Annotated in this window: 21 protein-coding genes; 9 read left to right on the top strand and 12 right to left on the bottom strand. The window is 58.3% G+C overall.

Going from position 1 to position 19,355, the window contains the following annotated elements; genetic code table 11:
- The first annotated feature begins 93 nt into the window (after window positions 1–93).
- From lptG to rsmA, 5 genes are all read left to right on the top strand, one after another.
- On the top strand, window positions 94–1,194 hold the full coding sequence (gene lptG, locus ACR0KS_RS07990) for an LPS export ABC transporter permease LptG (RefSeq protein WP_170567048.1): 1,101 nt from the start codon (window positions 94–96) through the stop codon (window positions 1,192–1,194).
- Entirely contained in the window at window positions 1,194–3,356 is a 2,163-nt protein-coding gene (locus tag ACR0KS_RS07985; RefSeq protein WP_170567050.1) for an LPS assembly protein LptD, read from the top strand. The genes lptG and ACR0KS_RS07985 overlap by 1 nt, the downstream gene beginning before the upstream one ends.
- Entirely contained in the window at window positions 3,347–4,600 is a 1,254-nt protein-coding gene (locus tag ACR0KS_RS07980; RefSeq protein WP_170567052.1) for a peptidylprolyl isomerase, read from the top strand. Before ACR0KS_RS07985 ends, ACR0KS_RS07980 begins: the two co-directional genes overlap by 10 nt.
- Window positions 4,597–5,562, top strand: coding sequence for a 4-hydroxythreonine-4-phosphate dehydrogenase PdxA (pdxA, locus tag ACR0KS_RS07975; RefSeq protein ID WP_170567054.1), 966 nt, complete (start codon window positions 4,597–4,599; stop codon window positions 5,560–5,562). The genes ACR0KS_RS07980 and pdxA overlap by 4 nt, the downstream gene beginning before the upstream one ends.
- 84 nt (window positions 5,563–5,646) lie before the next feature.
- Complete coding sequence (rsmA, locus tag ACR0KS_RS07970) at window positions 5,647–6,489, top strand: 16S rRNA (adenine(1518)-N(6)/adenine(1519)-N(6))-dimethyltransferase RsmA (protein ID WP_170567056.1); 843 nt, start codon at window positions 5,647–5,649, stop codon at window positions 6,487–6,489.
- Between the two features lie 58 nt (window positions 6,490–6,547).
- Here the strand turns inward: rsmA and ACR0KS_RS07965 are convergent, their stop codons facing one another.
- The 3 genes from ACR0KS_RS07965 to prfA form a co-directional block, all read right to left on the bottom strand.
- The gene (locus ACR0KS_RS07965) at window positions 6,548–7,123 is read right to left on the bottom strand and encodes a DUF4167 domain-containing protein (RefSeq protein ID WP_170413593.1); all 576 of its coding nucleotides are present in this window, start codon (window positions 7,121–7,123) and stop codon (window positions 6,548–6,550) included.
- Between the two features lie 237 nt (window positions 7,124–7,360).
- Window positions 7,361–8,206, bottom strand: coding sequence for a peptide chain release factor N(5)-glutamine methyltransferase (gene prmC, locus ACR0KS_RS07960; protein WP_170567058.1), 846 nt, complete (start codon window positions 8,204–8,206; stop codon window positions 7,361–7,363).
- Window positions 8,203–9,258, bottom strand: coding sequence for a peptide chain release factor 1 (prfA, locus tag ACR0KS_RS07955; RefSeq protein WP_170567059.1), 1,056 nt, complete (start codon window positions 9,256–9,258; stop codon window positions 8,203–8,205). The genes prmC and prfA overlap by 4 nt, the downstream gene beginning before the upstream one ends.
- A gap of 64 nt (window positions 9,259–9,322) precedes the next feature.
- Here prfA and ACR0KS_RS07950 point away from each other — a divergent pair, with 64 nt between their 5' ends.
- Window positions 9,323–9,610 carry a hypothetical protein gene (locus ACR0KS_RS07950; protein ID WP_170567061.1) on the top strand — a complete coding sequence of 96 codons (288 nt, stop codon included), beginning with the start codon at window positions 9,323–9,325 and terminating at the stop codon, window positions 9,608–9,610.
- On the opposite strand, the gene ACR0KS_RS07945 is transcribed toward ACR0KS_RS07950, so the two are convergent.
- The 4 genes from ACR0KS_RS07945 to ACR0KS_RS07930 all read right to left on the bottom strand — a co-directional run bounded on the left by ACR0KS_RS07945 (window position 9,551) and on the right by ACR0KS_RS07930 (window position 13,175).
- A complete protein-coding gene (locus ACR0KS_RS07945) occupies window positions 9,551–9,949 on the bottom strand; it encodes a DUF1499 domain-containing protein (RefSeq protein ID WP_480693166.1) in 399 nt (132 codons plus the stop codon). The two genes, ACR0KS_RS07950 and ACR0KS_RS07945, sit on opposite strands and share 60 nt — an antisense overlap.
- Before the next feature lie 74 nt (window positions 9,950–10,023).
- Window positions 10,024–10,971 carry an agmatinase gene (speB, locus tag ACR0KS_RS07940; RefSeq protein WP_170567065.1) on the bottom strand — a complete coding sequence of 316 codons (948 nt, stop codon included), beginning with the start codon at window positions 10,969–10,971 and terminating at the stop codon, window positions 10,024–10,026.
- A 62-nt stretch (window positions 10,972–11,033) separates the two neighbouring features.
- Window positions 11,034–11,999 carry an agmatinase gene (speB, locus tag ACR0KS_RS07935; protein ID WP_170567067.1) on the bottom strand — a complete coding sequence of 322 codons (966 nt, stop codon included), beginning with the start codon at window positions 11,997–11,999 and terminating at the stop codon, window positions 11,034–11,036.
- A 12-nt stretch (window positions 12,000–12,011) separates the two neighbouring features.
- On the bottom strand, window positions 12,012–13,175 hold the full coding sequence (locus ACR0KS_RS07930) for a M20 aminoacylase family protein (RefSeq protein ID WP_170413614.1): 1,164 nt from the start codon (window positions 13,173–13,175) through the stop codon (window positions 12,012–12,014).
- A 66-nt stretch (window positions 13,176–13,241) separates the two neighbouring features.
- Between ACR0KS_RS07930 and mazG the strand changes: the two genes are divergently transcribed.
- From mazG to ACR0KS_RS07915, 3 genes are all read left to right on the top strand, one after another.
- The gene (gene mazG / locus ACR0KS_RS07925; protein ID WP_170567098.1) at window positions 13,242–14,099 is read left to right on the top strand and encodes a nucleoside triphosphate pyrophosphohydrolase; all 858 of its coding nucleotides are present in this window, start codon (window positions 13,242–13,244) and stop codon (window positions 14,097–14,099) included.
- A gap of 64 nt (window positions 14,100–14,163) precedes the next feature.
- The gene (locus ACR0KS_RS07920; protein ID WP_170567069.1) at window positions 14,164–15,105 is read left to right on the top strand and encodes a nucleoside hydrolase; all 942 of its coding nucleotides are present in this window, start codon (window positions 14,164–14,166) and stop codon (window positions 15,103–15,105) included.
- Window positions 15,102–15,551 carry a GNAT family N-acetyltransferase gene (locus ACR0KS_RS07915; RefSeq protein ID WP_170382894.1) on the top strand — a complete coding sequence of 150 codons (450 nt, stop codon included), beginning with the start codon at window positions 15,102–15,104 and terminating at the stop codon, window positions 15,549–15,551. Before ACR0KS_RS07920 ends, ACR0KS_RS07915 begins: the two co-directional genes overlap by 4 nt.
- A gap of 47 nt (window positions 15,552–15,598) precedes the next feature.
- On the opposite strand, the gene ACR0KS_RS07910 is transcribed toward ACR0KS_RS07915, so the two are convergent.
- The 5 genes from ACR0KS_RS07910 to ACR0KS_RS07890 form a co-directional block, all read right to left on the bottom strand.
- A complete protein-coding gene (locus ACR0KS_RS07910) occupies window positions 15,599–15,766 on the bottom strand; it encodes a hypothetical protein (RefSeq protein WP_170382892.1) in 168 nt (55 codons plus the stop codon).
- Between the two features lie 176 nt (window positions 15,767–15,942).
- Entirely contained in the window at window positions 15,943–16,455 is a 513-nt protein-coding gene (locus ACR0KS_RS07905) for a GNAT family N-acetyltransferase (protein WP_170567071.1), read from the bottom strand.
- 41 nt (window positions 16,456–16,496) lie between these two features.
- Window positions 16,497–17,774 carry a phosphopyruvate hydratase gene (gene eno, locus ACR0KS_RS07900; protein ID WP_170551685.1) on the bottom strand — a complete coding sequence of 426 codons (1,278 nt, stop codon included), beginning with the start codon at window positions 17,772–17,774 and terminating at the stop codon, window positions 16,497–16,499.
- Between the two features lie 124 nt (window positions 17,775–17,898).
- Complete coding sequence (locus ACR0KS_RS07895; RefSeq protein ID WP_170567074.1) at window positions 17,899–18,780, bottom strand: DMT family transporter; 882 nt, start codon at window positions 18,778–18,780, stop codon at window positions 17,899–17,901.
- Window positions 18,781–18,917: 137 nt separating this feature from the next.
- On the bottom strand, window positions 18,918–19,331 hold the full coding sequence (locus ACR0KS_RS07890) for a Fur family transcriptional regulator (RefSeq protein WP_170382884.1): 414 nt from the start codon (window positions 19,329–19,331) through the stop codon (window positions 18,918–18,920).
- Between the last annotated feature and the right edge of the window lie 24 nt (window positions 19,332–19,355).

Raw genomic sequence — 19,355 nt, 5'->3', positions numbered from 1 at the left:
GCATAAGCCATCGCTTCGTGGCGAATGTCGTTGTGATTCCGCTCTGACTTTCTTTGGCCGCCACGCCGATGAAGATGTGGCGAGGTCGAAGCCGTGATACTCGATCGTTACTTCGCCCGCCGTTTCATCCAGAGCTTTCTGGTGATAGGTGGAATATTCCTTACGCTGTTGATTCTGATCGACCTGATTGAACAGGTCCGCAGGTTTGACGAGGTTGACCTGTCTTTCGGCAAGCTGTTGCATCTAACACTGCTCAACACACCATCAGCCATCAGTGAAATGCTGCCGCTGCTGGTAATACTTTCGACGATTGCACTTTTTGTCGGGCTTGCCCGCAGTTCCGAACTGGTCGTGACCCGCGCGATTGGCCGGTCTGGGATCAGGGCGCTATTGGCTCCGGCGACGCTGGCCCTGATCATCGGCGCGGTTGCCGTGGCTTTGCTGAACCCCATCGCGGCGGCCACGTCCGAAGAATTCAAAAGGCTGTCGGACACATACAGAAACAACGGTGGATCGGCCTTTTCGATCAGCAGCGAAGGCTTGTGGCTACGGCAGGGGTCACAGGACGGCCAGTCAGTCATTCAGGCTCGTGGGACGTCAAACGGTGATACGCTGAAGCTGAAGCAGGTTACGATCATTACCTTCTCTCAGGATGGCACTCCGACTCAGCAGATCGTTGCAGACAGCGCGGAATTGCAGGACGGAATCTGGACCTTGCTGAATGCCAAAGTCTGGTCCTTGGAAGAAGACATCAATCCAGAAGCAAACGCTGTGGAACACGCGCGCCTCGAGATACCCACATCACTTACTCGCCAACGTATTCTGGACACGCTGGGGCGACAGGGATCAGTCTCGGTCTACGACCTGCCTCAGCTCATCCGTGACCTCAGCGAGGCCGGGTTTTCGACCAAACAGTACGAAGTCTGGCTACAAGTTCAATTGGCCCGCCCGATCTTTTTGGTCTCGATGGTGCTGATCGGAGCGGCCTTCACCATGAGGCATGTCCGATTTGGCGGTACGGGGATCGCGGTCCTGTCAGCCGTACTGTTGGGTTTCGGCATCTACTTCGTGCGCAACTTTGCCCAAATTCTAGGGGAAAACGGACAATTACCTATCTTTGTAGCGGCCTGGGCGCCGCCCTTCGCAGCCATTCTTCTGTCGCTCGGCCTGTTGCTGCACGCGGAGGACGGCTGATGCGGCTAGTTTCTTGCCTGCTTTTGTCCGGTGCGCTAGCGCTGGTCCTGCCTTTGGCCGCAGGTGCCCAGAATCAACCAAACGAAACAGCGCCCCAAAACGCTGCGCAGGAAGACGAACCGGCCCTGCTGGTTGCCGATCGCGTGTTTATCACACCGCAACGGGTGCTGGTCGCCGAAGGCAATGTCGAAGCGTTTCAGGGCGATATCAAGGTTACCGCTGAACGGATAACCTATGACCGCGACACAGGGCAGTTGACGCTGGACGGGCCAGTCCGAATTGATCAGGGGGGCGCAACGACCCTTCTGGCTGACTCGGCCGAGTTGGACAGCGGCATTCAGAACGGCCTGTTGATCGGTGCTCGGATGGTGTTTGAGCAGCAAGTCCAGATTGCATCCGTTCAGGCCAAACGCGCGGCGGGGCGCTATACTCAGTTCAGCAAGGTTTCGGCAACATCGTGTCACGTGTGCGCGAATGGGAAGCCTCCGATTTGGCAGATACGCGCGCGCAAAGTCACCCATGACCAACTGGAACGTCAGCTATATTTTGAGGGCGCACAGTTCCGAATTCGGGACATTCCAGTTTTCTATTTTCCCTACCTGCGTCTTCCGGATCCAACATTGGACAGGGCGACCGGTTTTCTGGTGCCGTCGGTCCGCACCACATCGCAGTTGGGAACCGGTATTCAAGTGCCGTATTTCTTCAAGTTGGGTGATCATAAAGACCTAACACTGACCCCCTACGTGTCCTCCAAGACCAAGACGCTGGGTTTCAGATATCGCCAGGCTTTCAAACGCGGCGGCATTCGGGTTTTGGGGGCGTATACCAAAGATGACCTACAGCCCGGTGAGGAGCGCGGTTACCTGTTTGCCGATGGCTGGTTCAACCTTCAGGACGGTTATCGTTTTACATTCGACCTTAAAACCACGTCCGACGACTCTTATCTGGCTGACTACGGTCTGCCGGATTTTGACCGGCTACGCAGTGAGGTCGCGCTAGAGCGGATAAAAAGGGATACCGCTTTCCGCACCAGCTTTATCCACTACAAGACTTTGCGCGACAGCGAAGATCAGGACGAAATCCCATCTCGAATCTTCGATCTCTACTACGAGAAACGCCACTTCCCGAACGCTCTGGGCGGTGAGGTGCGGTTGGGGTTCAACGCGCACGCTCATGAACGCACCAGCGACGAAGATATCGTTGGCCGGGACGTGGCACGGGCGACGTTTGATGCTGAATGGATGCGCAGTTGGGTATTTACCACCGGCCTGCGGGCAGACGCCCGGATCGGCGCATCAATCGACACATTCAATATCCGCCATGACAGCGATTTTCCCAGACAGGTCAACCGCACGACTCCGCGGGCCGCGCTCACTCTGCGCTATCCGATGTCCCGGAGGGAAAAGTCGGGCGCGACTCAGGTTCTCGAACCTATCGCTCAGGTCGGCTGGACACACGTTTCGACCAACGATGTTCCTATTGACGAAAGCACCTTTCAGGAATTCGACCAGGGCAACCTGCTGTCCCTTTCTCGTTTCCCGGCACCGGACCGGCGCGAAGACGGGCCGACCGGTGTAGTTGGCGTCAACTGGGCCCGCTATGGCGCCCAAGGCTGGCGCGCGCTGGCGACGGTTGGGCAAGTGTTCCGCGCCGACGCTGACCCCGAATTCAACCTGACGTCCGGCCTACAGGGTACGTCTTCGGACCTGTTGATTGCGGGGCAGTTGCAAACAGCGAACGGGTGGTCACTGGCGGGGCGCGGCCTGTTGAACGGGGATTTCAGTTTTGCCAAGGCCGAGATGCGCGCAGCGTGGAGCAAGCAGTCGACGAGTGTGTCGGGCAGCTATGTCTGGCAAGAAGCCGATCCGGATGAAAACGCGGACGACAAAATTTCCGAAATACGCGTGAATGGCCGCTACCGCGTTGACCAGAACTGGCTCACCCGCGCGTTTGCGCGTTATGACCTAAGCGAATCCGAACCAATCCGTTATGGGTTGGGCGTGACCTACCAAAACGAATGTGTACAGGCCAATATGGTCGTGAGTAGACGATTTACCGCGTCATCGAGTATTGAGCCTTCGACAGAATTCGGCTTTACCGTAGCCCTGACAGGTTACTCTGTCGAAGGTGGCGGCCAACAGTTCAAGAGAAGATGCAGTTGATATCACGTTTCTCCAATTTCATTCGCTCAGGGTGGCTTAAATCAGCCGCCCCGGTTCTGGCCGCCGCTGTGCTGGTTTTCGCCCCCGTAGCGGGTCAGGCGCAAAGCCCGTTTTCGCCTGCGATCAAGGTCAATCAGGACATCGTCACATGGTACGAGCTGGACCAGCGCCAGCAATTCCTGGCGGCTCTTGGCGCTCCGGGCGCGTCCGCAGATGAGGTCCGGCAGGCGTTGATCGACGACCGGCTTCGCAAACAGGCCATGAATGAGGCGGGAATCGAAATCAGCCCCGAAGACGTGCAAGTCGGCATTGACGAGTTCGCCGCACGGGGGCGCTTGTCGACGGATCAGTTCCTGCAACTTTTGGCCGATGCAGGCGTTTCTCGGGAAACAGTCAGGGATTTTGTCGCAGACCAGCTATCGTGGCGCGATTATATCAGCGCTCGTTTTCTGTCACAGGCTCGCCCCTCGGAAGATGAGATCAATAGGGCGCTGGGTCAGGCTGGTGGCGGTGGACTACAAGTGCTGATGTCCGAGATCATCATCCCGGTAAATCAGCAAACGGTAGCCCAGGCCGAACTTCTGGCGGATGAGATTTCCCAATTGGAAGGCTATGACGCTTTCTCGGCTGCTGCCACTCAATATTCTGCCGCCGGCACGCGAAATAACGGCGGGCGGCTGGACTGGCTTAACCTAACGAACCTGCCTCCTGCTTTGCAGCCGGTCATCCTGGGCCTCAAGAACGGCGATATCACACAGCCGATCACCCTTCCCAACGCAATCGCCCTGTTCCAGATGCGTGGCTTGCGCGAAGTTTCCACGGGCGCTCCGCGTTACTCCAAGATTGACTACGCAATCTATAACCTGCCGGGTGGTCGCAGCCAAGAAACACTGGCACGCGCCGCAAAGCTACGCGAAGAGATCGATACATGCGACGATCTCTACGGCATCGCAAAAGACCAACCAGCACAGGTTCTACAGCGAATCGAAGCCAGCCCTTCGGAAATCCCGCGTGATGTTGCATTGGAATTGGCCAAGCTGGATCTAAACGAAATCTCCACGGCTCTGACCGGAAATAACGGCCAGACCCTCAAGTTCCTGATGTTGTGCACGCGTACCCTTGACCGAGGTGAAGAAACCTCGCGCGTTGATGTCGCGAACGCGCTGACCCAACAACGTCTGGAAGCCTTTTCCGAAAGCCTACTTGAGCAGCTGCGCGCAGACGCAACGATCATCGAACAATGATCGCTCCAATCGCGCTCAGTTGCGGCGACCCCGCCGGAATTGGCCCGGAAATTGCAGCAAAAGCGTGGTCTGAGTTGCGCGAAACCTGCCCGTTTTTTTACATCGGGGATGCCGCGCACCTGCCTGAAGGAACCCCTACGCAAGTCATTGGCAGCCCGCAGGAAACGCTCGATGTTTGCTCTAGGGGTTTGCCTGTTTTTCAGCTCGACTTTCCCGAACCCAACCACCTCGGACGACCCGCTGCCGCCAACGCGCCCAGCGTCATCGATGCAATAGAGCTGGGCGTCTCAATGGTTCAATCCGGCGCGGCCTCGGCCCTGTGCACGGCCCCGATCCACAAGAAGGCACTGATTGACGGGGCCGGGTTCGCCTACCCCGGCCATACCGAATTTCTTGCAGCCTTGGCCGGGCGCAAACGCGTTGTAATGATGCTGGCCAGCGACAAATTGCGCGTGGTACCTGCTACGATCCATATTCCTCTGTCTCGCGTCCCGTCCGAGTTAACGCCAAACCTGCTACGCGACACGATCGAAATCACGGCCGAAGGGCTGCGTACCCAATTCGGCATCGCTTGTCCCCGCATTGCCATCGCCGGGCTCAACCCTCATGCAGGCGAAGGCGGCAAGATGGGGCATGAGGAGTTGGATTGGATCGGCCCGTTGATCTCTGACCTACCCTCAGAAAGCTACACAGTCAGCGGCCCGCACCCCGCAGACACAATGTTTCACGCCGCTGCGCGTGCACGCTATGACGCAGCCATCGCAATGTATCATGATCAGGCGTTGATCCCGATCAAGACGCTGGACTTTGACCAGGGCGTAAACGTGACGCTCGGCCTGCCTTTCATACGGACATCACCTGACCACGGCACCGCGCTCGATATCGCGGGCCAAGGTATCGCCAACCCGTCCAGCCTGATCGAGGCTTTGAAACTCGCCCACCGCATGGCAAAAAGCTCTTGATCCTTCACCTGGCTGAAAATATCCCCGCCGGAGGCAAAAAATCTATGGTGCACGCCATCCCTCTTGCGCCACGGTAATCTGAGAATGAGCGCTATCGACAATCTTCCGCCCCTGCGCGAGGTCATCGCAACCCACCAGCTTTCGGCTCGAAAGTCGCTGGGCCAGAACTTCTTACTGGACCTGAACCTGACCGCCAAGATTGCGCGTCAGGCCGGGGACTTGTCAGAGTGTGATGTTCTGGAAATCGGTCCCGGCCCTGGCGGCCTGACGCGGGGATTGCTGTCCGAGGGCGCACGAAAAGTGGTCGCGGTCGAGAAAGACACTCGCTGCATTGCAGCCTTGAACGACATCGCCGCCGCATATCCCGGCCGTTTGGAGGTCATCAACGGTGACGCGCTCGAGATTGACCCGCTGGCCTATCTCACACCGCCAATCCGCGTTGCGGCCAACCTGCCCTACAACGTCGGAACTGAGCTTCTTGTGCGGTGGCTGACACCCCCTGAGTGGCCCCCGTTCTGGCAAAGCCTGACCCTGATGTTTCAACGCGAGGTCGCCGAACGGATCGTCGCCCAACCCGGCAGCAAAGCCTATGGCCGTCTTGCCATCCTTGCGCAGTGGCGTGCCGAGGCCCGTATAGCCATGTCGCTGCCGCCCGGAGCGTTCACACCTCCGCCCAAGGTTTCAAGCGCCGTCGTACATCTGACCGCCCTGCCCGAGCCGCGCTATCCCGCCAACCCCGCCACGCTATCTCGTGTCGTGGCGGCAGCGTTCAACCAACGTCGCAAAATGCTGCGCGCTTCGCTGAAAGGCGTTGCACCAAATATCGAGGATAGGCTTGTGGCGGCCGGCATCCAACCCACCGAACGGGCTGAACAGGTACCACTGGAAGCCTTCTGCGCGTTGGCGCGCGAGGTCGACAAAGGCTGAAACAAAAAAGCCCCGAGTTGAAACCTCGGGGCTTTGTTTTTGAACTTGATGCCAGAGCTTACTCGGCCGCTTCGGGCGCATCGCCCTTGTCGGACGGCGTTTCTTCCTTCGCAGCGGCCTTGGGCTTGCGCGAGCGCGGCCTCCGGGCTGGCTTTTCCTTTTTCTCGGTGGCTTCGCCTTCGGTGCCCTTGCTTTCCGGGGTTTCCACCAAACCGGATTCCGGCGACGCGGCCTCGGGCGCAAAGTCCATCACATCGGGCTGCGGAGCCTCTGCCGGATCCGCCTGACGTGCTGCTTCGCGCTCCTGACGCTCGGCGCGTTCACGATCACGCTCGGCCTGGCGCTCGCGGTTCTGCCGCTCCTGCTCTTCCCGGCGCGCTTCCATTTCGCGTTGCGCTTCACTCAGCAAGCGCAGGTAATGCTCGGCGTGTTGCTGGAAGTTTTCGGCGGCCACGCGGTCATTGGACAGCTGCGCGTCACGGGCAAGCTGGTTGTACTTGTCAATGATCTGCTGGGGCGTGCCACGCACTTTACCCTCTGGGCCCGAGCTGTCGAAAACCCGGTTTACTACGTTGCCGCCAGAAGGACGATTGCGGTTATTCTTGGCCCGCGAGCGGGATTTGGAAGATCTCATCTACTTTAGTCAGCCTTGTCATTCGATGTCGATCATCTCGCGACTTGCACTGCTCGAAGGCTATTGCTGTGACGCGATGTCGACTTTTTGGGCTTGGCGTCAGGGGCGCGCTGTAACGGCGTCAACCTCGCTGACTAAACCTGAGTAAACATGTCCAGCGCGCACAGACAAGGGGGTTGTCAAAAATTTCGCAGCTTTTTTACATCAATCGGCGTATTTCAGCCTCAGTACGCTCCGTCACTGCGGCATTCTGGCAAAAACGACGCGGTCGCGACCGTCCAAATCGGGAATTATCCGTGTCTCGGCCAAGCCCGCGGCATCAAACAAAGCCGACACGTTTTTACCCTGCGAAGGCCCAATTTCGACCAGCAACCGTCCGCCGGGCATCAGAAAATCGGGAACTTCTGCGGCAATGCGGCGATATGCGCCAAGGCCATCGCCTTCGTCCGTCAGAGCCATGCGCGGTTCATGCTCACCCACTTCGGGTGAAAGGTCTTGCATTTCATCCAGCGCAATATACGGCGGATTGGAAACAATAAGGTCAAACTTGCCCTCAATGTTCGCGCACCAATCAGATTGAAGAATCTCCACCCGGCTTTGAACTTGATGCTGAACCGCATTCGCGCTGGCCTGGAGGCACGCAGCCTCGCTCAGATCCACGCCTACCCCGAAAGCAGTGTCCCTTTCCGCTAGCAGCGTAATCAGGATACACCCTGACCCGGTGCCGAGATCCAGAACATGGTCAAACGGTTCACTCAGCGCGGCCTCAACCAACACTTCGGTTTCGGGACGTGGGTCCAGAACGTCGCGGCTGACACGAAAACGACGGCCATAAAATTCTCGCTCACCCAGCAAATGGGAAACAGGCACTCTGATCGCCCGCAGCGAAATCAGTTGGTCGTACCGCTCGGCTATCTCTGGCGAAAGCTCCTCGGGCGCGATCAACGTGACGCGGCTCGCTTCGATGCGGGCAGCATGGGCCAGCAAGACACGCGCGTCTCTTGCCGGGTCAGCAACCCCGGCGGCCCTCAGACGGGCCGTTGCAGCGACCATCGCCTGTGCCGCTGTCAGCGCCCCGATCATTGCGACATCTCTGCCAGCAGGCGCGCCTGATCATCTGCGGTAAGCGCGTCGATCACATCATCAAGGTCCCCCTGCATAACCTGATCCAGCTTATAAAGCGTCAGGTTGATACGGTGGTCCGTCATGCGGCCTTGCGGAAAGTTATACGTTCTGATCCGTTCGGACCGGTCACCCGAACCTACCTGACTAGCCCGGTCAGCGGATCTTTCGCTGTCTATCCGTTGGCGCTCGAGATCATAGAGGCGCGTCTTGAGCACCTGCATCGCGATTTCCCGGTTTCGGTGCTGTGACTTTTCCGAACTTGTCACGACCAAGCCGGTTGGAAGGTGCGTAATCCGCACTGCTGAATCCGTCGTGTTCACATGCTGACCACCCGCGCCAGAGCTGCGCATCGTATCAATACGGATATCATTCGCTTCAATCTGAATATCCACATCTTCAGCTTCGGGCAGGACAGCGACAGTTGCAGTCGATGTATGGATACGGCCACCGCTTTCGGTTTCTGGAACGCGCTGAACACGGTGCACACCGGATTCATATTTCAACCGGGCAAAGACGTTGTCGCCCTTGATATGCGCCACGACCTCTTTGATGCCGCCAAGGTCCGATCCTTGTTCCTCGACGATCTCAAATCGCCAGCCATGCGCTTCGGCATAGCGTTGATACATGCGCAACAGGTCTCCGGCGAACAGCGCGGCCTCATCCCCTCCGGTTCCGGGGCGGATTTCCAACATTGCAGGGCGCGCGTCCGCAGCATCACGCGGCAGCAAGGCCAACTGGAGCGCATGTTCCGCGTCAGGGATGCGGGCTTGCAGGTCGGGGATTTCTTCTTGGGCCAGTTCCTTCATGTCCGGATCGGCCAGCATCGCCTCGGCCTCGGCCAAATCCGTCACAAGTTGCCGCCACGCCATGATCTGATCGACCACCGGCTTGAGGTCAGAGTATTCCTTGGCCAAAGCCGCGATGTCCCCGCCCGCGGCACCGTCTGACATGGCCGCCTCGAGGTATTGGAATCGCTGAGTTATCTGTTCTAGTCGTTCTTCGGGGATCATCCCCGGGGGTGTCTAGCAATCCGGGGCTTTGGTCAAGGGCCGACCGTGTGCTAAGCTGCGGCGCATGAGATGGTTTACGCTTGCTCTGACGCTGTTTTCCACCCCTGTCATGGCCGATTATGTCGGTCCGGACGGTAAGGTTCGTGACTGCTATTGCACCGACACATCCGGCACACGCATCGAGCTGGGCGAGATGATCTGCCTGCAGGTTGATGGCCGCATGTTCATGGCTCAGTGCCAGATGTCTTTGAACGTCCCGATGTGGCGCGAAGTGCAGGAAGGTTGCCTGTCCTCAGGACTTGAGAGCGGCCAACCACCCATCAACACGGTTACGGTTTACCCCGAAATCTGAACGCCCGAACCTTAGACGTCCATATATGCGCAGCGTATCCCCATCCTGCTGCACAGTGGTGTAGTCGGGAAAACCGACGACCTTGGTACGGGTGACGTATGTGATCATCCCTTCATCCACCGATCCGGCGAGGACAGAGGTCCGCGAGGAACTGAGCACGACCTGATTCAAATGAGCCAATCCATCGGGGCCGGTTTCGACGATACGGAAAACGCCGCCCTTCATATCTTGGTTTACGTCACCGACCGGCGGAACGTGCCATCGCGTAGGATCAGACGGCGCCAATCGTATGTAGGCACCAAGCAGAACAACCAGCGCAACCAATAGCCATATAAACATAATTTTCATCCCGATCCTGTCCTCAGGGAAACCATATTCTGTTTGCAGGACCGGACAAGGCGCAGCACCGCATCTTACCGTGACGTAACACCGGGCAGGATACACAGCAGCTCGAACAACAGGTTGGCCGCTGTAAGCGCCGTGTTGCCCGAAGGATCATATGGAGGGGAAACCTCAACCAGATCGCAGCCCACCACGTTCAGCCCCCTCAACGCCTGAATCAATTGCAGCGCCTGCGGAGTGGTCAGCCCGGCAATTTCCGGCGTGCCCGTTCCAGGGGCGAAAGATGGATCGAGGCTGTCGATGTCGTAAGTGATGTAAACCGGATGCTCACCTATGTCCTTGCGAATTTGCGATCCGATAACTGTCAGGTTCTGCTGCCACAGCTCCCAGGCCGGGAACTGGCGAAAGCCCCAGCCCTTAGCCTCGGTGAAGTCCGACGCCGCATAGCCAGAGCCCCGGATACCGATCTGGAAGGTCTTGTCAGGAACGATCAAGCCTTCCTCAAAGGCGCGCCGGAAGACCGTTCCGTGGGTCTCTTTCTCGCCAAACATCTCATCATTCACATCCGCATGCGCATCCACATGGACTAAGGCCACGGGCCCATGCCTGTTCGCCACTGCCCGCAGGATCGGCAAAGTGATCGAGTGATCGCCCCCCATCGCAACGGGAATCACCTGCTGGGCGAGGATGGCGTCATAGCTTTCCTTGATGATTTTCAGGCTTTCTGACAGCGAAAAGGTATTGATTGCCAGATCGCCTATATCCGCGATCTGCAGACTGTCGAAAGGCGCCGCATAGGTGGCCATGTTGTAGGGGCGGATCATCGCGCTTTCGGACCGGATTTGTTTGGGTCCGAACCGCGTGCCAGACCGCCATGAGGTTCCGATATCCATCGGAATTCCCAAAACAGCCACGTCCAGCGCAGCCAAAGATTCAGCCTGCGGCAATCGCATGAAAGTATTCGGCCCCGAAAATCGCGCCAGATCATTGCCGCTGATCGGTTGATTGAAATCTGTCATCCGTTTGTATCTCCCGTCGGACCGGTTTGCTTTTTGATACCGGCGGTATGGCTAACCAATGGTTAAGCCGTCAGCTTGTTCCAACCCAACAGGCAAATAATCTGCGTCGCCACATGCGCGCCAGCGATCGCCGTTGCACCGGACGTGTCAAACGGCGGAGATACCTCGACCACGTCGCCGCCCTTGATGTTGATCCCGGCGATGTCGCGCAGGATGATCTGCGCTTGAATAGAAGTCAGCCCACCCCAGACAGGTGTACCGGTGCCCGGCGCAAAGGCAGGATCCAGACCGTCGATATCAAAGCTCAGGTAGACGGGGCTGTCGCCCAGTATACCCTTGATCTTCTGCGCGACGGCAGCGGGGCCGGATTCATAAACCTCACGCGCGTCGATGATGTTGACGCCCAGCGTGTCCTCGTTGGTGGTGCGGATGCCAACCTGCACCGATCGCTTTGGATCGACGATGCCCGACTTCACCGCCTTGTAGAACATCGTGCCGTGATCCACGCGGGACATGTCATCATCGGCCCACGTGTCCGTATGCGCATCAAACTGTAACAGAGAAATAGGCCCGTATTTCTCGGCATAGGCCTTGAGAATCGGAAAGCTGATATAGTGATCCCCGCCCAATGTCACCGAGGCAACATCCGCCGCCAGAATCGTCCTGATATGGTCGGTCAGAGTGTCTGGAAACGCCGGGATATTGGCGTAATCGTAGGCCATGTCGCCATAATCCACGATCGCCAGCTCACTCAGCGCGTCAAAAGGCCAGCCATAGGGCGCATCCGGCGACTGCAGAGCACTCGCCTCGCGGATTGCACGCGGGCCCAGCCGTGTTCCGGGACGGTTGGTCACCGCCTGATCAAAGGGCACGCCTGTGACGGCAATATCAACGCCTTTCAGGTCTTTGGTATAAAGCCTCCGCAGGAAGGACGTCGCCCCGCCGAACGTATTTTCATATGACAACCCCTTGAGATCAGGGTTGGTGAACGCTTCGTCTACCTGGTTCTTTGAATCTTCCAGTGCCATCTATTCCCCCCATCAGCCCAGCGGCTGCGCCTTTTCGACGATCCGCGCGAAAAAGGATGCCCCAATCGGCGCGATCTCGTCGTTGAAGTTGTATTTCGGGTGATGCAGCCCGGCGCTGTCGCCCTGCCCCAGAAACAGATATGCCCCCGGACGCGCATTCAGCATATACGAAAAATCCTCGGCCCCCATTTCGCGCCCGGAGTTGGAGGTCACGCGGTCAGCGCCTGAGATTTCGCGAGCCACGCCAGCAGCGAAACCTGCCTTTTCAGCGTCGTTGATCGTGGCTGGGTAATTCACTTCGTAGTCTAGACGGGCCTGGACCCCGTAAGAGGCTGCCTGCCCTTGTACGATCTGCTCCATCCGTTCCATCACCATTTTCTGAACCAATGGATCAAACGTCCGAACTGTGCCGTTGATATAGGCCGTATCCGGGATCACATTATTGACCGTGCCGGTGTGGATCTGCGTGACCGAAACCACCAGGTCGTCCAGCGCATAGTGGTTGCGACTGACAATGGTTTGGATCGCCTGCGCAATACCGCACGCGGCCATCACCGGATCGCGGGTCTCGTGCGGCATAGCCCCGTGGCCGCCAACACCCTGAACATAAACGTGGAATGTGTCCACCGCTGCCATGATTGGACCCGGAGTTGTATGAAAATCTCCCACAGGAATCCCGGGCGCGTTGTGCAGCGCATAGACCTCGGAGATATCGAACCGATCCATAAGCCCTTCTTCGACCATGACGCCAGCGCCGCCGCCCTCTTCCTCGGCTGGTTGAAAGATCAACGCCACGCGGCCACGGAAATTCCGCGTCTCAGCCAGATACCGCGCGGCCCCCAACAGCATCGTCGTATGCCCGTCATGGCCACAGGCATGCATATTGCCCGGCTTGGTCGAGGCATACTCGACCCCAGTCTCCTCGGGGATCGGCAAGGCATCCATGTCGGCACGCAGGCCGATTGTCGGCCCCTCGCCCTGCCCGTTGATGATCGCGACAATCCCGGTTTTGGCAATTCCTTCATGCAGCTCGTCCACACCAAACTCGCGCAGTCTGTCAGCGACAAAAGCTGCGGTTTCATGACATTCAAACTCCAACTCGGGGATAGAATGCAGGTGCTGCCGCCACGCGGTCATGTCGGCGGTGTAATCGGCAATTCGGTTGACGACGGGCATCTGGGGTGGACTCCTGATCCTGACTGCGGAATGGATGCATCTGACACCGGAACGAAAGGGTTCGCAATGGCCGAAAATCCTCTGATCCACGATACCGACGCAGGGATCGAACGCCTGCTGGAGATCATGCGCCGTCTGCGTGACCCACAAACCGGCTGCCCGTGGGATATCGAACAGGATTTCGCCACCATCGCCCCCTATACCATCGAAGAAGCCTATGAGGTCGCCGACGCCATCGAGCGTGAGGCTTTTGACGAGCTAAAAGGCGAGCTGGGCGACCTGCTGTTCCAATCCGTCTTTCACGCGCAAATGGCCGAGGAAGCCGGGCACTTCACCTTTCAGGACGTGGTCCGCACCATGTCGGACAAGATGGTTGCACGTCATCCCCACGTATTCGGCGAGGAATCCCGAGACAAATCGGCCGAGCAGCAGACGCTGGATTGGGAAACCATCAAGGCGGCGGAGCGCGCTGGCAAGGAACAGAAGGGCGCTCTGGACGGTGTAGCCGCAAACCTGCCTGCCCTGTTGCGCGCGCATAAACTGCAAAAACGCGCGGCACGTGTGGGGTTTGACTGGCCCGATGCCAGCCACGTGCTGGCCAAGATCACCGAAGAAGCTGCCGAGTTGGAGGAAGCGCGCGACAGCATGGACGCCGACGCGCTAGAGGATGAGTTCGGCGATTTGCTGTTCGTGATCGTCAATCTGGGCCGCCATCTTGGGATCGAACCCGAGGCCGCCCTGCGCCGCACCAATGCCAAGTTCACCCGCCGGTTCGAGCAGGTCGAGGCCCGCCTTGCGGCGCGTGGCAAAACGCCGTCCCAAAGCGATCTGGCCGAAATGGACGCCCTGTGGGACGAAGTGAAAACCGAGGAACATCGCGCCAATGGCAAACTCCCGCCGGTGGATGCGGTGGCGGATACCTAAAACGGCTGGACAAGCCCCGGGACACTTGCGAGTGTCCGACCTTCACGACCCCCCGGAGACACCCATGCCCCCTCGTAAAATCATCATCGATACTGACCCCGGTCAGGACGACGCCGTCGCCATCCTGCTGGCACTTGCCAGCCCCGATGAGATCGAGGTTCTGGGCATCACAGCCGTCGCCGGGAACGTGCCGCTGGACCTGACATCCAAGAACGCCCGCATCGTCTGCGAACTTGCCGGACATACCGAGGTGCCGGTTTACGCCGGGTGTGACCGCCCACTGAAGAGAGCGTTGGTCACGGCAGAACACGTGCACGGAAAAACCGGTCTGGACGGCCCGGACCTGCCTGACCCTCAGATGCAACTGACCGAAGGCCACGCGGTCGATTTCATTATAGACACCCTGCGCGCGCATGAACCCGGCACGGTCACGCTGTGCCCACTAGGGCCACTGACAAACATCGCGACCGCCTTTACCAAAGCGCCTGATATCGTGGATCGGGTGCAGGAAATCGTGTTGATGGGCGGCGCGTATTTCGAGGTTGGCAACATCACACCGACAGCAGAATTCAACATTCACGTCGACCCAGAAGCCGCTGATATCGTGTTTAAATCAGGCCGCCAGATTGTGGTTATGCCGCTGGATGTCACGCACAAGGCGCTGGTTACGAAACCTCGCAACGACGCCTTCCGCGCTCTGGGAACCAAGGTCGGCATCGCCGTCGCCGAGATGACGGATTTCTTCGAGCGTTTCGACAAGAACAAGTACGGCTCGGAAGGTGCCCCGCTGCACGATCCGTGTGTCACCGCCTACCTGATCAAACCCGAGTTGTTTTCGGGCCGGTTCGTGAATGTCGAGATTGAGACCCAATCAGAACTCACAATGGGTATGACGGTCGCCGACTGGTGGCACGTCACCGATCGAAAGCCCAACGCGACATTCATAGGCGATCTGGACGCCGACGGGTTCTTTGCTCTGCTGACTGAACGGCTGGCCCGACTATGAGCGCGGCACTACGGCTTGCCCGCCCCGAAGATATGGACCGCTTGATGGGCCTGGTCACTGCTTTCCACACAGAGGAAGGTATCGCTCAGGATGCGGATCAGACCCGCAACGCCCTCGCCCCGCTGTTAGAGGGCATCCCCCACGGATGTGTCTACCTGATCGGACCCGGACGGGCACCGCTGGGATACATCATCCTGACATTCGGCTGGTCCGTCGAATTTGGCGGCATGGACGGCTTTGTGGACGAGATTTACATTCGCCCCGCCGTTCGCGGCCGTGGAATTGCATCCGAAGTCCTGCTGGACTTGCCAAAAGCTCTGGCCGGAGCCGGTCTTACCGCCCTGCATCTTGAGGTCGACCGCACAAACGAGTCAGCTCAGAAACTGTATCTGCGCACCGGGTTCAAACCGCGCGATCGATATATGCTGATGAGCAAAAAGCTCTGACTTGAAGGCGATCACGGGCACCCCGCCCGTGACCCGACAGGTTTTCCTTAACGCGCTTCACCACGGTAAATGTAAGTGGGCGACTGCATCTCCTGAACGGGATCACCCGGGCTGACGGCGTCGCCGCTGATCGGGTACGTGCCGGGCCCTGCACAGGCCGCAAGGAAAACAGTGCTGATCACTGATGCTACGAGAAGGAACTTAGAACCAGTCATGGTATTCTCCTTTTCTGTAATATCATGATGATACGAAACTAAACCCTGCCCCAAATAGGGAAAAGTTCACACATAAGAAGATTTATGTTTGCTTTTGCCCCGGTTTTGTAAATTTATCATTCAATAACAACAAGAAAGAACTCTAAAAAACTTCGCAGTTTTTAACTTGCGCGGGGCTATTCTCGCAGGTCCATCTCAAAAAACAGCAGATGGCCGTCTGTGATCTCGGGCATTTCCGAATAGGCGTCGCGCAATTGAAACCCCATCGACAGGTAAAGGCGTGTTGCGGCCTCCAGCGGTTTTCCCGTGTCCATCCGAATGAAATGGAACCCTTGCTGACGACAGGTTTCGATCAGATCGTTCATGATCGCATACCCTGCGCCGGTGCCCCGCGCATTCTCATTCACGAAGACACGCTTGATTTCAGCCACACCGGGTTCAATCGTATGATACATTCCACACCCGACCGCGCCGCCGTCCTTCAACGCCAACCGAACGCCCCCTGTTGGCGATGCGTGCTCGACCTCGATGGCGTCCATCAAACGGGCGTATTTCTCACGCGGATAGAACGTTCGCACAATGCGCTGAGATTTTTCGTCCAGCGTCAGCAGGAATTCGCGGTATTCCCAACACAAACGCCGGACCGCATCAAAGTGGTCCGGCGTCTTGGGTTCTATGATCGAAAGCAAAACCTGATCCTCGGCAAATGATACGAGGATCAGCCTAGCATTCAGCGCTTCAGGATCGAAGCCCCGGCGTATTCTGCGACTTCGCCCAGCGACTCTTCGATGCGGATCAGTTGGTTATACTTGGCCAACCGGTCGGACCGCGCCAGCGACCCGGTTTTGATCTGACCGCAGTTGGTCGCCACGGCCAGATCCGCGATGGTCGAGTCCTCGGTCTCGCCCGAGCGGTGGGACATGACGTTGGTATAGCGCGCGCGGTGCGCCATATCGACGGCGCGCAGGGTCTCGGTCAGCGAGCCGATCTGGTTCACCTTGACCAGCATAGAGTTCGCGCAGCCACGCTCGATCCCTTCGGCCAGACGCGCGGGGTTGGTCACGAACAGGTCGTCGCCCACCAGCTGCACCTTGTCGCCGATGGCATCGGTCAGGGCTTTCCAGCCGTCCCAGTCATCCTCGGACATGCCGTCTTCGATTGAAATAATCGGGTAGTCTTTAACCAGCGCCGCCAGATACTCGGCGTTTTCTTCAGAAGTCAGCGAGATCTTCTCGCCCGACAGAACGTATTTGCCGTCCTTGTAGTACTCGGTAGCGGCGCAATCCAAGGCAAGGTGGATTTCCTCACCCGGTTTATATCCTGCCTTTTCAATGGACTGCAGGATGAAATCCAGCGCTTCGCGGGTGGAGGCGATGTTGGGAGCGAAACCGCCCTCATCGCCGACGCCGGTGGCCAGACCCGCTGCGGACAGTTCGCGTTTCAGCGTGTGGAACACCTCGGACCCCATGCGCACCGCCTCGCGGATATTCGCGGCCGAAGTCGGCATGATCATGAATTCCTGGATGTCGATCGGGTTGTCGGCATGTTCGCCGCCATTGATGATGTTCATCATCGGCACCGGCAGAACGCGGGCCGAGGTACCGCCAACATAGCGATACAGCGGCTGGGTCGTGAAATCAGCGGCGGCCTTTGCGGTGGCCAGCGAAACGCCCAGAATAGCATTTGCCCCCAGACGGCCCTTGTTCTCGGTCCCGTCCAGTTCGATCATCGCCTGGTCGATGGCGACTTGTTCGGTCGCGTCATAGCCAACCAGTTCTTCGGCGATCTCACCATTCACTGCGGCGACGGCTTCGAGCACGCCTTTCCCCATATAACGCGCCTTGTCACCATCCCGCTTTTCGACGGCTTCGTAGGCTCCGGTCGAGGCACCCGACGGCACCGCCGCGCGGCCCATCGTGCCGTCTTCCAAAATCACGTCCACCTCAACCGTCGGGTTGCCCCGGCTGTCCAGAATTTCGCGTGCGTGGATGTCGATGATTGTGCTCATGAGGCCGATCCCTGTGGCTGCATTAGGTTGCATGCCTCATAGCATCACAGGGTCAAAAGTAAACCGGTCATGTTATCGCTAACACACATCAACACGGGTGTTTGCGCCAACGTGCGACGATCCGTCAGGTCGCCGCCACCAATTCTTGCGCCAACTTCCTCTCACGCAGGAACGTATAAAGCCCCGAGCCGATGATGAGCGTGGCCCCCGCCATGGTCATCATGTCTGGCCGCTCTCCGAACATGAACATGCCGGCGGCGATCGAAAAGATCAGGCGTGTATAGCGAAACGGGGTCAACGCCGAGGCATCACCGATCCGCATTGCCGTGACAATACCGTAGTAGCCCAGAACACCAAACCCCACCGCGCCTATGAACGGGCCTATCTCTGCCCTTTCAAGGGGCACAAGCGGTTGTGCATTAAGGACAATCAGAGCCAGCCCCGCCAGAGTTACCGCCACGTATGCCTGCAGCGCCACCACCGCCGACGCGATGCGTGCGTCCAGCTTGCGGGTGATCAGATCGCGCGCTGCAATCGCCACGACGCTGGCCACAACAAACAGGGTTTCTGGCTGGAACCCGGCAAAACCAGGCCGAATGATCATCATCACCCCGACAAACCCAACACCGATCGCGCTCCAGCGTCGCCAACCGACATGTTCGCGCAAAAACAGCGCTGCCCCCATGGTGACGACCAACGGCATGGCCTGAAAGACGGCGGCGACGGTGGACAAATCGACCAATGATAGCGCAGTTACGAAAGCCACGGCCCCAAAGCCCTCGCTGGCGGCGCGGATCAGGGGCAACGGCCCCCAAGCCGTCGCGTCTAGAATCCGTTTGCGGGTAACCACAGCCATCGCCGCAAAAGCCAATCCGCAGCATACCCCCAGAAAAACCATGATCTGGCCCGTCGGCACTGTGACCGAGAGATGCTTGATGAACATGTCCTCAAGCGCAAACGCTGCCATCGCGCCGATGATCAGCAAAATGCCGTTCACGTTGTTCATTGCTTTTTCCGTAGGAAGCCGCGGCGCAAATAGCCGCCTTTGACTTCACCAAAAGCCGAAGCTGCATCATCAGGCAAGCAATATCCGCACGGGACTCATGAAATCCCGTGCGCCCATCGTTCGCAATTCGTGATGAGTCAGTCCTGCTCCAGCGGAACTCCGTACAATTCCAGCCGGTGCCCTTTCAGCTTATACCCAAGCTTTGCCGCGATTTTTTCCTGCAGCGCCTCGATCTCGGGGTCTACGAATTCGATGACTTTGCCCGATTGCATGTCGATGAGGTGGTCATGGTGATCCCGCTCGGCGTCCTCGTAACGCGCGCGACCGTCGCCGAATTCCAGACGTTCAAGGATTCCCGCTTCCTCAAACAGCTTTACGGTACGATAGACGGTTGCAATCGAGATACCCGAGTCGACTTGGGACGCGCGTGCGTACAGTTCTTCGACATCCGGGTGATCTTCGCTCTGCTGCAACACATGCGCAATGGTGCGGCGCTGACCCGTCATGCGCAGACCTTTGGCTTCGCAGCGGGCGATGATCGTATCGGACATGATGACCCTCGGGACTTATTCGGT

Source organism: Ruegeria sp. BC7 (assembly GCF_056539165.1).
The sequence above is the reverse complement of the archived record's forward strand: the minus strand, read 5'-3'. Positions and strand labels throughout refer to the sequence as shown.